Origin of the sequence: Cryobacterium sp. Y11 (assembly GCF_002929535.1) — a bacterium.
Classification (GTDB): Bacteria; Actinomycetota; Actinomycetes; order Actinomycetales; family Microbacteriaceae; genus Cryobacterium.
In genome coordinates this window covers 16,185-30,997 of sequence record NZ_PJJO01000038.1, presented here as the reverse complement: position 1 = coordinate 30,997, position 14,813 = coordinate 16,185, and the positions used below count along the sequence as shown (strand labels likewise).

General features: G+C 64.3%; 15 protein-coding genes and 1 pseudogene. 4 read left to right on the top strand and 12 right to left on the bottom strand.

Features of this window, described 5'->3' with window-relative positions; all coding sequences use genetic code 11:
- A pseudogene (locus CXY75_RS20885) lies at positions 1 to 86 on the top strand (zf-TFIIB domain-containing protein); the annotation flags it as partial.
- A gap of 291 nt (positions 87 to 377) precedes the next feature.
- Positions 378 to 1,208, top strand: coding sequence for a 5-dehydro-4-deoxy-D-glucuronate isomerase (kduI, locus tag CXY75_RS01270; protein WP_104081068.1), 831 nt, complete (start codon positions 378 to 380; stop codon positions 1,206 to 1,208).
- A gap of 38 nt (positions 1,209 to 1,246) precedes the next feature.
- On the opposite strand, the gene CXY75_RS01265 is transcribed toward kduI, so the two are convergent.
- From CXY75_RS01265 to CXY75_RS01230, 8 genes are all read right to left on the bottom strand, one after another.
- Positions 1,247 to 2,332: a sugar kinase gene (locus CXY75_RS01265; protein ID WP_104081067.1), complete on the bottom strand. Its 1,086-nt coding sequence runs from the start codon at positions 2,330 to 2,332 to the stop codon at positions 1,247 to 1,249.
- Complete coding sequence (gene eda, locus CXY75_RS01260) at positions 2,329 to 2,973, bottom strand: bifunctional 4-hydroxy-2-oxoglutarate aldolase/2-dehydro-3-deoxy-phosphogluconate aldolase (protein ID WP_104081066.1); 645 nt, start codon at positions 2,971 to 2,973, stop codon at positions 2,329 to 2,331. The genes CXY75_RS01265 and eda overlap by 4 nt, the downstream gene beginning before the upstream one ends.
- Positions 2,970 to 3,731, bottom strand: coding sequence for an SDR family oxidoreductase (locus CXY75_RS01255; RefSeq protein ID WP_104081065.1), 762 nt, complete (start codon positions 3,729 to 3,731; stop codon positions 2,970 to 2,972). The genes eda and CXY75_RS01255 overlap by 4 nt, the downstream gene beginning before the upstream one ends.
- Positions 3,728 to 4,780 (bottom strand): zinc-binding dehydrogenase, encoded by a 1,053-nt coding sequence (locus tag CXY75_RS01250; RefSeq protein ID WP_104081064.1) that lies wholly within the window; start codon positions 4,778 to 4,780, stop codon positions 3,728 to 3,730. The genes CXY75_RS01255 and CXY75_RS01250 overlap by 4 nt, the downstream gene beginning before the upstream one ends.
- 73 nt (positions 4,781 to 4,853) lie before the next feature.
- Complete coding sequence (locus CXY75_RS01245) at positions 4,854 to 5,561, bottom strand: GntR family transcriptional regulator (protein WP_104081063.1); 708 nt, start codon at positions 5,559 to 5,561, stop codon at positions 4,854 to 4,856.
- 49 nt (positions 5,562 to 5,610) lie between these two features.
- Positions 5,611 to 6,921, bottom strand: a complete 1,311-nt coding sequence (locus CXY75_RS01240) for a TRAP transporter large permease (protein WP_104081062.1) — start codon at positions 6,919 to 6,921, stop codon at positions 5,611 to 5,613.
- On the bottom strand, positions 6,918 to 7,424 hold the full coding sequence (locus tag CXY75_RS01235) for a TRAP transporter small permease (RefSeq protein WP_104081061.1): 507 nt from the start codon (positions 7,422 to 7,424) through the stop codon (positions 6,918 to 6,920). Before CXY75_RS01235 ends, CXY75_RS01240 begins: the two co-directional genes overlap by 4 nt.
- Positions 7,425 to 7,455: 31 nt before the next feature.
- Entirely contained in the window at positions 7,456 to 8,472 is a 1,017-nt protein-coding gene (locus tag CXY75_RS01230; RefSeq protein ID WP_104081060.1) for a TRAP transporter substrate-binding protein, read from the bottom strand.
- Between the two features lie 252 nt (positions 8,473 to 8,724).
- On the opposite strand from CXY75_RS01230, the gene CXY75_RS01225 reads away from it, so the two are divergent.
- Together CXY75_RS01225 and CXY75_RS01220 are read left to right on the top strand one after the other, a co-directional pair.
- On the top strand, positions 8,725 to 9,525 hold the full coding sequence (locus CXY75_RS01225; protein ID WP_146069312.1) for an IclR family transcriptional regulator: 801 nt from the start codon (positions 8,725 to 8,727) through the stop codon (positions 9,523 to 9,525).
- 607 nt (positions 9,526 to 10,132) lie between these two features.
- Positions 10,133 to 10,477 carry a zf-TFIIB domain-containing protein gene (locus CXY75_RS01220; protein WP_104081058.1) on the top strand — a complete coding sequence of 115 codons (345 nt, stop codon included), beginning with the start codon at positions 10,133 to 10,135 and terminating at the stop codon, positions 10,475 to 10,477.
- Positions 10,478 to 10,617: 140 nt separating this feature from the next.
- Here the strand turns inward: CXY75_RS01220 and CXY75_RS20670 are convergent, their stop codons facing one another.
- The 4 genes from CXY75_RS20670 to CXY75_RS01205 form a co-directional block, all read right to left on the bottom strand.
- Complete coding sequence (locus CXY75_RS20670; RefSeq protein WP_255411748.1) at positions 10,618 to 10,746, bottom strand: hypothetical protein; 129 nt, start codon at positions 10,744 to 10,746, stop codon at positions 10,618 to 10,620.
- Between the two features lie 77 nt (positions 10,747 to 10,823).
- Positions 10,824 to 11,609 (bottom strand): glucosamine-6-phosphate deaminase, encoded by a 786-nt coding sequence (locus CXY75_RS01215; protein ID WP_104081057.1) that lies wholly within the window; start codon positions 11,607 to 11,609, stop codon positions 10,824 to 10,826.
- A gap of 434 nt (positions 11,610 to 12,043) precedes the next feature.
- Entirely contained in the window at positions 12,044 to 13,171 is a 1,128-nt protein-coding gene (locus tag CXY75_RS01210) for a YeiH family protein (protein WP_104081056.1), read from the bottom strand.
- A gap of 105 nt (positions 13,172 to 13,276) precedes the next feature.
- Positions 13,277 to 14,698 (bottom strand): DMT family transporter, encoded by a 1,422-nt coding sequence (locus CXY75_RS01205; protein ID WP_146069311.1) that lies wholly within the window; start codon positions 14,696 to 14,698, stop codon positions 13,277 to 13,279.
- Between the last annotated feature and the right edge of the window lie 115 nt (positions 14,699 to 14,813).

Sequence of the window (14,813 nt, the reverse complement as noted above, 5' to 3'; positions counted from 1 at the left end):
CCCTCGTCATGAGCGAACGCAGCGGCGTAGAAATTGACTACTGTCCCGAATGCCGGGGCGTGTGGCTCGACCGCGGCGAGCTCGATGGTTACCGCCCCAAAAAGAAGGAAAGCTGGATCAGCGACCTCTTTGGCTAGTCCGTGCGCTGCCGGGGCATCGACGGCCAGCTCGGTGCGTAACGCCGGTACATTTCGCGGCAGGATCGTGCCGAGCTCCTGGGTGATGCAATGCAAGGGCACCTCATCGGGCGAGGCGAAGAAGCGAGCGTTGTCGGCCCGCGACTTGGGCGCGAGCGTCTTGCGCAGGTGAGCCCTAAACTAGTTAACGGAATGGGCTTCCGCAACCGGTAGCCCCACTACTGAACACGAGAGGCTCTTGTGCACCTGCGACACTCCACCAACCCAGCCCAGATCCAGACCTTTGACACGGCGGCGCTCCGAGCGAACTATCTCGTCACAGACCTGTTCTCGGATGACGAGTTGCGCGCCACTTACACCCACGAAGACCGCATCGTGCTCGCCGGCGCGCGGCCGGTGAGCGGCAGCATCCGCTTGACGAATTTTGACGCTCTGCGCAGCGAAAACTTTTTCGACAACCGCGAGGCCGGCATCGTCAACGTGGGAAGCGCCGGTTCCATCAGCGTGGATGGCCAGGACTACCTGCTCGAGAAGGGCTCCTGCCTTTATATCGGTCGCGGCGCCGTCGACGTGAGCTTCACGAGCACCAGTTCGTCCGACCCCGCCGCGTTTTACCTCTTCTCGGCGACAGCGCACACGAGCTATCCCACCGTTCTCGTACCGCGCGGAGAGGGCACCGTGCGCAATCTCGGTACATTGGAAACCTCGAACAAGCGCACCATCAACCAATACATCCACGCCGACGGCGTACAGAGCTGCCAGGTAGTGATGGGCGTCACCGAGCTTAGCGTCGGCAACATGTGGAACACCATGCCCGCCCACACCCACGATCGCCGCACCGAGTGCTACCTCTACTTCGACGTCGCCGCTGAGCAGCGCGTCTTTCACGTCATGGGCGAGCCAACCGAGAGTCGACACATCGTGGTAGCCAATCAGCAGGCCGTCATCTCGCCGAGCTGGTCGCTGCACTGCGGCTTTGGTACGGGGAGCTACTCGTTCGTCTGGGCCATGGCCGGGGAGAACAAGTCCTTCGACGACATGGACCACGTTCACCCCGCTGACCTGCTTTAGAACGCACTACCGACGCTCCCGATTGGGAGCGCCAGCTGTCAGCGTTGAACGTGTGAGCCGGTGCCGTTGACCTGTGCCGTGACCTCGGCGAGTGATGCCATGGAGTTGTCTCCGGGCGTGGTCATGGCGAGGGCGCCGTGGGCGACGCCGAACTCGAGCGCTTCGGCGAGCGACTTGTCCTGTAGTAGGCCGTAGATGAGCCCGGAAACGAATCCGTCGCCGCCGCCGACGCGGTCCATGATATGCAGGCCGGCGAAATCCCGGGAGGTGACCGCTTGGCCGTCCCTGGCGTGGGCACGGGCGCTCCAGTCGTTGACCGAGGCCGAGTGCACCCGGCGCACTGTCGAGGCAACGAGGCTGACGCCGGCAAATTTGTCAAGTACGCGCGCGGCCAGCTGGTCCAGTCGGTCGGCGCGGTCGCTGTCGGGTTCAGCAATGCCGAGCCGGTCGGTGAAGTCGGTGGCCCCGCCGACGAGCACGTCGGCGTGTTCGGCGAGCTGGGTGAATACGCGGGTGGCGCGTTCGGCATCTGCTTCACCGGTGAACAGGCTCGGCCGAAAGTTGAGGTCAACCGACACGATGGTGCCGTGGCGGCGAGCGGCGGTCATCGCCGCGATGGCCGTGGCTGAGGTCGTGTCGGAGAGCCCCGCGAAGATGCCGCCGGTGTGCAGCCACCGCACGCCGAGCACGCCGAACAGGTGATCCCAGTCGAAGCTGTCGGGTGTGAGCTGCGATGCTGCGCTGTGCCCGCGATCGGAGACGCCCATGGCACCGCGCAGGCCGAACCCGCGCTCGGTGAAGTTGAGTGCATTACGGGCGGTCCGCCCGACGCCGTCGAAGCCCCGCCAGTTGATTAGGGCGGTGTCGACTCCACCACCGAGAATTAGATTCTCGGTGAGCCGGCCCAGCTCATTGTCGACGAGCGCGGTGGCCACGGCCGTGCGCTGGCCGAAGGTGCGCGACAGGCCTCGGGCAACGTTGTATTCGCCACCACCTTCCCACACGTTAAAACTGCGGGCGGTGCGAATCCGCCCCTCTCCCGGGTCGAAGCGCAGCATGACCTCGCCGAGCGAGACGGCGTCATAGCGGCAGTCGGCAGCCGGGCGGATGCGCGCCAGCGTCACGCGAGCACTCCCGACCGTACCCGGGCCACCGCGTCAACGGCCGCACGGCTGAGCCGGGCTATCGTCTCGAACTCGCCCACCGCGATGTGCGCGCGGCTGGCCATCCAGCTACCACCGGCGGCGAAGATCGCGGGGCTGGCGAGGTAGTCGGCCAGGTTCTCGGCGCTGACGCCACCACTCGGCATGAATCGCACGGTCGAAAAGGGCTCGGCCAGGGTCTCGATCATTGGTCTCCCGCCCGACTTTCCGGCCGGAAAGAATTTGACGTGATCAAGCCCGGCAACGACCGCCGCTTGGAGTTCGGTAGCAGTTGCAATTCCCGGCAGCACGGCAATGCCTCGCGCAACGCAGCGTTCGACCACGGCGAGGCTGAGCCCGGGGCTGACCACGAAGGTTGCGCCGGCGTCTACGACAAGGTCGACTTCGTCGGCCGTCAGCACCGTGCCGGCGCCGACCAACACATCACCGCGTGCGGCGACAGTACGAATCGCCGCCAGGCCGGCGCCGGTGCGCAGGGTGATCTCGGCAACCGGCAGACCACCGGCCACGAGGGCATCCGCAAGGTCGTTGGCCCGTTCAACGTCATCGAGCACGACCACGGGAATGACACCGAGCTGTTCCAGGCGAAGGAGGGCGGTCATCGTCCGAGCCATCCACCGTCGACCGGCAGGGTGATGCCTGTGACGTAGTCCGATGCGCTGCTGGCCAGGAATACCGTTGCGCCGGCGAGGTCGCTGGCGGCTCCCCATCGGCCGGCTGGGATGCGCTCGAGAATCGATCGCGACCGGTTTTCGTCGTCCTGCAGGGCCTGGGTATTGTCGGTGGCGATGTAGCCGGGCGCGATGGCGTTCACGGTAACGCCGCGGCCGGCCCACTCGTTCGAGAGCGCCTTGACCAGCCCGGTCACACCGGACTTGGCTGCCGCATAGCCGGGCACGTTCACTCCGCCCTGAAAGCTCAAGAGGGAGGCGGTGAAGATGATCTTTCCGCTGCCTCTGGCGAGCATTGAAGCGCCCACGGCGCGGCTCAACACGAACTGCGACGACAGGTTCACCGCGAGGACTTCGTCCCAGAACTCGTCCGAGTGCTCGGCGGCCGGGGCACGCCGAATCGTTCCCGCGTTGTTGACCAGGATGTCGACCTGGCGGGCCGCCAACTGCTCACCGAGCGCGGTCACAGCCGCGCGGTCAGCGAAATCGGTCTGGTACGCAGTGAAACTGCGACCGAGCGCCTCGACGCGACGCGAGATCTCACTGCCGGTCGGTTCGAGGTTGACGCTGACACCGATAATGTCCGCCCCGGCCGCGGCGAGACCCTCGGCCATCGCCATGCCGATACCACGACGAGCTCCGGTCACCACGGCGACCTTGCCGGTTAGGTCAAAGGGGTTCGTAGTCATTGCTGCGCTCCTGCGGTTGCGTGGTCGATCGACGCCGGCTGGCAATCGATCAGAATCTTCATGGCCTGACCCGAGGCGAGGGCCTCAAACGCCGCGGCGGTGTTCTCAAGCGGTTCGATGCGCGTGATCAGGAGGCTGGCTGGCACGACGTCGGCCGCGACCATCTCGATCGCCTTTTCAAAGTCGGTGCGTTCGTAGACCCGGGCGCCGATAATCGTGAGTTCGCGCCAGAACAGACGCTGAAGGTCGATCGGCCGTGGTTCTGGATGAATCGCGACCACGACGAGGCGACCACGAACCTTGCACAGACTGGTCGCACCGAGGACAGCGGATGCCGCTCCGGAAACCTCAAAGACCACATCCGCCCCTGCTCCCCCCGTCCAGTTGGTGACCCATTCGACCTGGTCGACGGTTTTCGGATCGAGCACCTCAAAGCCGAGGGTTTCGACAGCGGCCCGACGCTTGTCGTCGAGTTCGATAACGACGACCTCGGCGCCGAAGTGGCGGGCCGTTGTTGCGATGAGTACCCCGATCGGGCCGCCGCCGATGACGACGGCCTTCTCGCCAGCCTGGATCGACGCGCGGCGCACATCGTGCACCGCGACAGCGACCGGCTCGACGAGCGCGGCGTAGTCGAGGCGCAGGCCCTCGGGCAGACGCACCACGACGTTTGCGGGTACGTTCCAGCGTTCCTGGAGAGATCCGGGCGAATCAATGCCGATGAAGTTGAGGTTCTGGCAGACGTGCTGGTTACCGGCGAGGCAGGCCGGGCACTCGTTACACCAATCGAGCGGCATCACGGTGACCGGGTCACCGATCGCCCACTCCGTCACACCATCGCCAATAGCGGCGATGCGGCCCGACATTTCATGGCCGATAATCGCCGGCAGCTCCACCCGCGAGTCCATATGGCCGTGAAGAACGTGCAGGTCGGTTCCGCACAGACCCGTGTAAGCGACTGCGATCTGGACCTGTCCGGCGCCGGGCGCAACCTGAACAATCTCCGCGATCTTAATCGCACCCTGGCCCGTATAGCGTGCACTCTGCATAATTTCTTCCTTCTCTACTGCATTGAATTGATGAGGTGAATCGGGGGTCAGCCGGTGCGGCAGCGACGGACTACTAGCGAGGATCAGCCTTGCGCACCCGGGAAAATGCTTCGTAGCGGTCGGCGCGAAACAGCGAACTGGAGCGTTCCACGGGTCGAGCCTGGGCATCGAAGAACACCTGCACGATCTGCAGGGCCGGCTCAGAACCGGACAGGCCAAGCAGAGTGGCCACCCGATCGCCAACCGACACCGCACGGATGCGCCGGGTGCCAGTCAGGACGACCGTGCCGCTGGCACTGAGCAGTTCGTGCAGTGAACCGTTTAGATCGCCCGACTCGAGCGCGTGGGCAAACCGAGCAGGAAGGTGTGCAACCTCAAGACACATCGGCAAGCCATCGGCCAGACGGAGGCGTTCGATCGCAACCACTTTCTCCGAGGAACGCAGTCGCAGATCGCGCACGACGTCATCCGCTGCCGGAACGATTTCAAAGCCGATCAGACGCGTCGACGGTTCCAGGCCACGCATGCGCATATCTTCCGAGAACGACGTGAGAACGTCACCCTTGGCCACGATCCGACGCTGCACGAACGTGCCGCTACCCACTATGCGGTTGACAAACCCCTCGGTGTCGAGAACTTCCATCGCGCGACGGATAGTCATCAGGCTCACGTCGTAGTGCTGCGCCAACTCCTTCTCCGACGGAAGTCGACTGCCATCGCTCAGACCCGTAAACGAATCGCGCAGTAGGTCGGCAATGTGCCGGTACTTGGTGTCTCTCATACAAAGAGCCTTTCGGTCGGGACCGTCTCGAGGGCGACAGTCATGCGAACTAGGGCATGAAGCCGAGCAGGCGCGGCAGCCAGAGTGAGAGGTCCGGCACGAACGTAATAATGAACAACAACACGATCAGCGCGGCCAGGAACGGCAGCAGTTTGACGATGACCGGCTCGATCGGTACGCCCGCGACCTGCGCGCCAACGAAGAGCACTGGAGCGGATGGCGGCGAGATCACAGCGATCGACAGGTTGAAGACCATCATGATGCCGAAGTGCACCGGGTCGACGCCGTAGCTCATGGCGATCGGCAAAAAGATCGGGGTGAAGATTAAAATGGCCGGGGTAGCATCGAGCGGGATACCGATGATGAGCAGCACGAGCATCATGATGAGCAGCACGACAATCTTGCTGTCGGTCCAGCCGAACAGCGACTCCGCGAGCAACGTGGGAATGCGGGTGAAGCTCATCACCCACGACATGATCGTCGACACACCGATGAGAAAAATAACGACCGAGCTGGTGCGGGTTGCCGCGAGCAGAATCCCCGGCATGTCGCCGAACTTAATGGTGCGATAGATGAACGACAGCACCAGCGAGTAGACAACCGCAACGGCCGCGCCTTCGGTCGGGGTGAAGAGGCCCCCGACGATGCCGCCGATAACGATCACGATCAGGCTGAGTGATGGCAGAGCCTGCACGAACACCTTGAGGGCCTCGCGCGGGGTAGCCCATGCCGCCGCCTTGAGTTCGGGGTGGCGGCGGGCGTAGATGTAGACCACGACCATGCAGGTGAGTCCCCAGAGAATTCCGGGGATGTAGCCGGCCAGAAAGAGCGCCCCCACCGAGGTGCCGCCGCTCGCGAGCGCGTAGATGATGAGGGTGTTGCTCGGCGGAATGAGAAGTCCGCTCGGTGCGGCAGCCACATTTGCCGCAGCACCGAAGGCACGATCGTAACCCTGCTTGGCCATGATCGGTGCGGTGGTCGAGCCGACAGCAGCGGCGGTCGCCACTGCCGAGCCGCTGACCGCGCCGAACAGCATGCTTGCCAGAACGCCGGTCTGAATCAACGGTGCCGGTGTGCGCCCGACCATCACCTTGGCCAGATTGATCAAACGGATGGCTATGCCCCCGTTATTCATGATCACTCCGGCCAGAATGAAAAAGGGTATGGCGAGGAGTGCGAACGAATTGACGCCGTTGAACAGGCGTTGGGCCGAGGCGATCGCACCGTTCTCGAATCCGAGAACGTAAATCGTGGAGATGGCCGACGGCAGGCCAACACTGATACTGATCGGGGCACCGATGGTGAGCAACAGCACCATGCCGCCGATGAGGATGATGGAAACGATCAGGGCGTCACTCACAGTTCGACCTGCATTTCTTCCGGCGCTGCGGCGTCTTCGCGGGCCGAGATAATGAGAATGAAGTGGTAGCAGAGGTAGAACGTAAGTAGCACCCCGGCGATCGGAACAGCGAGGTAGAGCATTCCCTGGCTCACCGGCAGCACCGGGTTGGCCTGGTTCCAGCCGAGAACAACGTTCAGATAGCCGCCCCAGATCATGATGATCATGGAGAAAGCCAGGGCGGTGAGGTAGGCCACGGCGGTGACCCACCGCTGCGCGGCGACGGGAAGCTTGCGCACGACAAAGTCAATGGCCACGTCGGCACGTTCACCGGTAGCGATCGAGATTCCGATCAGGCTGAGCCAGATGAACGTGTATCGGGCGGCCTCTTCGGTCCACACGCTCGGGTCGTTGAGAACGACCCGGGTAATCACCTGCCAGCTGGCGAGGAGTACCAGTGCGGTGAACAACGCAATGCAGATTGTTCGCAGTGCGCGGTCGATGGCTTGCTTGAGCTTGGTCATGTCACTTGCTTCCCGTCGCAGCGGCGGCGCTCTAGCGTGCGGCTTCGACCTTGTCGAAGATCGCCTGGGTCACATCGTTGTTGATCTTTTCCTCGAGCAGCGGCGCAACGGCGTCGCGGAATGCTTCGATGTCGACCTCGTTGAACTTGGCTCCGGCTGCCTCTGCCTTGGACTTGGCGGCAACGACCTTCTCGTCGAAGGCGGCGAGCTCGCTCACGACCGAGCCTGCGAACAGGGAGTCCAGGGTCGCGCGATCGGCGTCGCTGAACGCGGCGAGTACTTCGGAGTTCGCGATGAGGTAGTCGGGAATCATGAGGTGCTTTGTGTACGAGTAGAACGGGGCGATCTCGGAGTGCGCCAGGTCGGCAAAGATCAGCTCGTTGTTTTCGCCGCCGTCAAGCACGCCGGACTGAATGGCCGTGTACACCTCGCCCTGGGCCAGCGGGGTACCGACGCCGCCCATGAGTTCCATCATGGAGACGTTGGTGTCCGAGGCGATGACGCGGATCTTCTGTCCGGCCAGGTCGGCCGGCGTTTCGACCGGGCCATCGACGGTGTAGACGTTGCGGATTCCACCGTGGTATGCGCCGATGACGCTCAGGCTCTCGCTCTCGGCCAGAGAGCTGTACAGGTCGCCTGTCACGTCGGGCTCATTGAGTACCGACATCTGGTGTTCGGCAGAATCGTACAGGTACGGCAGGTTGAGCACGGCGAAGTCGGCGTTGAAGGCTTCCATCAACGGGCCGGCCACAACCGCCAGATCGACCGCGCCGGTCTGCACGAGTTCAATGGTCTCAGCCTGAGAACCGAGCTGCTCGTCGGGAAAGAGCTCGAGTTCGTAGGCCCCGTTGGTGCCTTCCTTGAGCTTGTCACTCAGCTCGAGGATGGCAACTGCCTGCGGGTGCGACGCGTTCTGGTTGAAGGCAACTTTCAGCACCGTTGTGTTCACTGCGGCATCGCCGTCTGAAGCGGCTGCAGTACAACCGGCCAGGAGGGAAACCGAAAGCAACGCCGTCATGCTGAAGCCGAGAACCTTGGTGATTTTCATGTGTTCTTCTTTCAGTGGTGCGTGAGCCTTGCAGCACCGGGCAATTCGAGCGAGGAATGACGGCTCTGTCGTATCCCTCTTTTGACCCGGTCTGGTTGCGCTCTCCGCCAGATCTGAATCATCACTGTACTTTATGAAAGACCATTCCACAATATTAGATTGCATTCTATATTCTCCGATTGGGCGAGTATTGGGCCGGTCGCTAGAGTGGGATCGATCAAAGTATGTCGATTGCACAGCACTGGAGCGCGAGTGAGCCCGAAGACCGACCTGCCCTCCGCGGCACCGGAGCGTAAGGGGCCAGAGGGCCTCGGCGCGGTGGACCGTGCCGGAACTATTCTGTTCACGCTCGCTGCACATCCGCAGGGCATCGGACTCGCCGAACTCTCCCGCGAAACGGGCATCACCATGACGACAGCACACCGCCTGCTCGCGACCCTGCGCAAGCGAAGCCTGGTGCGCGAGACCCCCGACGGCCTGCAGGCGCTGGGCGCCGCGACCCTCGTGCTGTCGGGCGCATTTCTCGACGGACTCGACGTGCGCAGCGAGGCCCGCCCATTTCTCGTTGCGCTGCGGGATGAGACGAATGAAACTTGCCACCTCGGTGTGCTCGCTTCGCCGCAAATCGTCTACATCGACAAGATCGACAGCACGAGGCGCGTGCGCATGGTTTCGCAGGTCGGCGGCACCGGACCGGCCTTCAGCACTGCTATCGGCAAGTCATTTCTCGCCTACTCCTCGGTCGAGACACTCGACGACGTTCTGCGCGAGACCAACAGCCGCCGCGAGGAACCGGTCGATACCGTCGCGCTCGGCAAGGTGCTGGCCCAGGACCGTACGCGTGGCTTCAGCACCGACCTCGAAGAAAACGAACTGGGCATCTGCTGCGTCGGCGCACCAATCATGGACAATACCGGCCGGGTCGTGGCGGGCGTGAGCGTGTCGACGCCGCGCGAACGCTTCGATCTGGCAGGCCTGGATCGTCTCGGTGCCAACGTGCGTGGCAAAGCCGACGATATCTCCCGCACCCTCGGCTACCGCAAGCCCCAATAGCGCCGCCTGGCCACCCGAGCGGCGCTCAGATACCTTGCCCGGCTGGCTTGTTCGCCGAGACGTAGCGGTAATAGTCGGGTTCATTGAGCGTGTATCCGCGCACTCGCGACACGTCGAGTGGTGCGCCCGAAACGATGCTGCCAGCCCCGTATGCACCGGCAGTGGCGTCGACCCGGTCGCGAGCCCGAGTCTAATGTCGGCCTTCACCTCGATCAGCCGGAGCATTTCTACGGCCACCAACTCCCCCATGGCCCGCGTGCTCTCTACAACGACAATTTTAGCCAGCAGACTCAATCACTCTGAGTCAGAAAAACAGCACGGTACCGACGGCCAGGGCGACAGCTCCAGGCTCAGTGCCACCGAACGTGTGTCGTTCACCCCAGCTATGCGGCCGCCGTCTGCAGCCCGATTTCGCTGTCCCTGCCGACTTCAGCACTGGGCGGATACTGAGGCCCGACCCGGTCGCTTATCGCCTATCGCCTATCGCCAAGTCCATCAACTCTCAGCAACAGCCGGTGTTCACTGTTTATGGTGGAAGACCGATCAGTCCTGGAGGACCCGTATGAAGTGCCCAACCGACTCCGCCANTCAGTCCTGGAGGACCCGTATGAAGTGCCCAACCGACTCCGCCACCCTCGTCATGAGCGAACGCAGCGGCGTAGAAATTGACTACTGTCCCGAATGCCGGGGCGTGTGGCTCGACCGCGGCGAGCTCGACAAGATCCTTACTCGCGCCGAGAAGGAATTCGCCGCTGCTGCGCCGGCTGCGGCACCGGTCATTGTTGCCGTGCCTCAGCAGCAGCTGGATTCCCGCACGCGTGCTCCGCAATACGGCGAGCGCAACGACCGCGGTTACGGCGATCGGGACAGGGACCGTGACCGTGACCGTGACGATCGCGATGGTCACCGCTCCAAAAAGAAGGAAAGCTGGATCAGCGACCTCTTTGGCTAGTCCGTGCGCTGCCGGGGAATCGGCGGCCGACTCGGCACGTAACGCCGGTACATTTCGCGACACGCCGTAATAGTGGATTGATTTGCCCGGCAAGTCGCTGTTCTACCGGCGTTACGTACCGACGGATGCCGCGGTCCGGCTCAGATTCCCTGCCAGGCCGGCTTGTTCGCCCAGATATAGCGGTAATAGTCGCCGTTGACGAGCTGGCTCGCGGCGGCCGGGCCGTCGACAGCCGAATCGGTACGTAACGCCGGTAAATTTCGCGGCATGCCGTACTAGTGGCTTGATTTGCCCGGCGAGTCGCTGTTCTACCGGCGTTACGTGCCGACGGATGCCGCAGCCCGGCTCAGATTCCCTGCCAGGCCGGCTTGTTCGCCCAGATATAGCGGTAATAATCGCCGTTGACGAGCTGGCTGGCAGCGGCTTCGTCGAGCACGACCGTCACGTGTTCGTGCAGCTGAATGGCCGAGCCCGGCTGGCTCGCAGAGACCGGGCCCTCGACGGCAGCGGCGATCGCGGCGGCCTTCTCGGCACCGAAGGCGAGCAGCACGAGGTGGCGGGCACGCCTGATCGTGCCGAGCCCCTGGGTGATGCAATGCACGGGCACTTCATCGGGCGAGGCGAAGAAGCGAGCGTTGTCGGCCCGCGACTTGGGCGCGAGCGTCTTCACCCGGGTGAGCGAGGCGAAGGATGAACCGGGCTCGTTGAATCCGAGGTGGCCGGTGCGCCCGATGCCGAGAATCTGCAGGTCGACTCCACCGGCAGCGTCGATGGCACGTTCATAGTCGGCGCCAGCACCCTCGAGCGTTGCCCTGTCTCCGTTCGGCACGTGAATATTCGCCGGAGTCAGCCCGAGGGGGCCGGTGACATCCCGGGTGATCACGGTGCGATAGCTCTCGGGATGCCCCGCCGGCAGCCCAACATACTCATCGAGCGCGAATCCGTGCACTCGCGATACATCGAGCGGATGCGTCAGCAGCGATGCCGCCAGTGCCGCATAGACCGGCAGCGGAGTCGACCCGGTCGCGAGCCCGAGCACGGTATCGGCCGTCGCCTCGATGAGGCGGCGTATTTCTGCGGCCACCAGTTCCCCCGCAGCCTGCTTGCTGTCGACGACGACAATTTCAGCCATGCGCGTGCTCCCTATCTGATTGTTTATGATCTAATCATAACAGGAGCAATCAGTAAACATCATAAATATCGCATGGGATCTGAGCTGCGTTGCTGCGTTGCTGCGTTGCTGCGTTGGAGCGCTGGTTCCGGACTACTCGGAGCTCCGTTCACGACTGCGGAGATTTGGCGTAATCGGGCTCCCCCAGCCCGATCCCCTCGCTTCCGGAAGTATTCTGCGCAGTTCTGTACGGGACCCTCGGTACGCAGCGCCTCGGGATTGCGCTCGCGCCTGCGCAGCTCTCCTAAGTTGCAGCGCTTCGGGCGTGCGCTCGCGCCTGCGCAGCCCCCGGGTCGTACCTAACACCGGTAGATATCGCGACACGCCGCCACTGTGACGTGCGTGTCGCGGCGGGTCGCAATTCTGCCGGTGTTACGTACCGAAACCGGCGGGGGTCAGGACAGCTGCACAGCGCCGAAGGCGAGCGCGGCGATTAGGGCCCAGGCCAGCAGCCCGACGGCGAGCGCCCGGCCTCCCGTGCGCAGCAGGGTGCCGAGGTTGACGGCTGCGCCGAGGGCGAAGAGCGCCATGGCCAGCAGCACGGTTTGCACCAGGTCAGCCGCCTCCAACACGACGTCGGGCAGCGGAACTAGCGTGCGCACGAGCATCGCAACGATGAACCCGGCGACGAAGAGCGGAACGATCGGCGGACGCTTCGTCCGGGTGCCCCGGGCAGCTGGTTCGGGTCTAGCGCGGCTGCCGATGTGGCCGGGGGTGGCCTGACCGTCCGCGGCGGGAGCGGCATCGCTGGGGCTGCCGACAGTAGGGGCCGAGCCGCTGGTGGCGGGGCCGGCGGGGCCGGCGGCATCCGCTTCGATGGTGGGCACACGGCGGCGCAGGGCGATGGACGCGACGGCCACGACCGGGGCGAGCATCAGCACACGGGTGAGTTTGACGACGAGGGCCACGGCGAGGGCGGCCGAGCCGGCGATTTGCGCGGTCGCGACGACCTGGCCGACGTCGTGCACTCCGGCGCCGACCCAGTGTCCGAATTGCAGGGTGCTCAGTCCAAGCGGATGCCACAGCAGCGGCAACACGGCGATCGCGACGGTTCCGCACAGCGTCACCAGCGCGATCGGGGTCGCGGTCTCCTCATCCTTGGCCTTGACGACACCGCTCATTGCTCCGATTGCGGACGCGCCGCAGATGCTGAATCCGGTGGCGATGAGCAGGGGCTGATGGCCGGGCAGGCCGAACCAGCGGCCGAGTCCAAAGGTGCCGGCGAACGTGACGAGCACGATCGTGACCGTCGTGGCGATCGTTACCCAGCCGAGCGCTGCGATATCGACGAGGCTGAGCTTGAGGCCGAGCAGCACGATTCCCAGCTGCATGAACGGTTTGGCGGCGACCGAGAGGCCGGGTGCCAGTGCTCCGGCCAGCAGGGGACGCGCGGCCGGAACCTGGGCGACGACGATTCCGAGCACGACGGCTATGGTCAGCAGCGGGATGGCGGGTACTGCGGCGTGCACGCCCCAGGCCGCGAGCGCAGCGAGAGCCGCCACGAGCACTCCCCGAAGCCACATTCAAACTAGTCTAGGCTGGCTGGGCCTCTGGACGGGGCCCGGGCCCCGTCCAGAGGCCCAGCTTCTAAACTGGGCCCACGGTCATAAGATGGGTCCAGCGCCGCCTCAAACCTCCAGCCGCCGCAACACCGGCGCCAGCCGCGCGGCGAAGACGTCGGCGGCCTCCACGCTGGCCGACGTATAGACGCCGGACGCATCGAGAAAGTTCAGGCTGCCGAGAAACCCGGCGTCATCGACGATAACGGCATTCACCGTGGCCGTCAGGTTGGGCGCGGTCAGCACCCCGTGGCGCTCCACGCCGTCGGACAAGCCGTCCACCTCGTCGTCGGCGAGAAACGAACGCTGCCCGATGACGCACTGCTCGACCCAGTTCGGGTGCAGTTCTGAGGAGATTCCGCCGAGTCGGTAGACGTGCGGCCGGCTGGAGTACACCCGCACCAGATCGTCGAATTCTGGCCGCCACAACGACACGGTGACCAACTGGGCGCCGACGGCATCCGCTGCCTCGATGGCAATCTCGGAGACCTGGGCGGCCAGATCCGGCGACAGAGGGACGACAGCAACGTCTTCAAGCTCGCGCGGCAGGCCGATGATCGGCACCGCACCGGCCAGCACCCCGACGACCGGAATCGCCCCGGTGAGCAGGCCGAGCCCCGCCTGCTTGCGCCGCGACGTCGCCCGCGAAAGCATGACAACCCCGACCAGGGCCGCCCCTCCGCCGACCAACGCGGCGATCGTGGGCACCTCGCCGAGCAGCAGCCACCCCAGCAGCAGCGAGAAAATGGGCACGATCAGCAGCAGCGAGCCGCCCTCGGCCACGCTCGTGCGCGAGAGGGTCAGGTTCCAGAGGCAGTAGCCGAGCACCGTGCTCACCAGCACGAGCACCACCAGTGCCACCCAAACGGATGCCGTCAGCCGGCTGACATCCAGATCGAACCGTGCAGTAGGCAGCGCGGTCAACCCTCCGATGGCACAGCCCCAAAACGCCGTTTCGATCGGAGGCACCCGCGCAAAAAGCGGCTGCTGCACGATCAGAAAGATCGACAACAGCAAGGCTGCCCCCACGATGAGCAGGGCGTTGCCGTTGAATCCGGTCGCGCTTCCGCCGCCGCCGAGAGTGATGGTCACGACGCCGCCGACCGCGATAACCATGCCGAGGTAGCCGAGCCGGGTGGTGCGCTCGACCAGCACGAAGTAGCCAAGGATGAACGCGAACACCGGCGAGATATTGAGCAGCAGGCTCGTCATTCCCGCGGGAACCGTGGCCTGGCCGAGGTTGAGCAACATGCCGTAGCCGGCGTAGCCGCAGAGCGCGACGGCGATCATGCGCGGAGTGTCCCCGCGACGAAGCGTTAAACGCTGCCGAGTGATGAGCAGATAGAGGCCGATGATGGCAGCGCCGGCGAGAAAACGCGCGGCCGTGAGATCCTGCGGGGAGAGGGCGGTGAGCGCTTCGCGAGTGGCGACATAGGTCGGGGCCGTCGCGGCCACCATGAGCACATCTGGTCTGGCCAGCCACCGTCGCACGAGACCCAATTTCCTTTAAAGCGTGTCTCGAGGGTACCGCACCGCGACCGGTCAAGTGCGGGCCCATGCTGTGAACGCGGGCCCAGTTTCTAAACTGGGCCCAGGGACGGGGCCC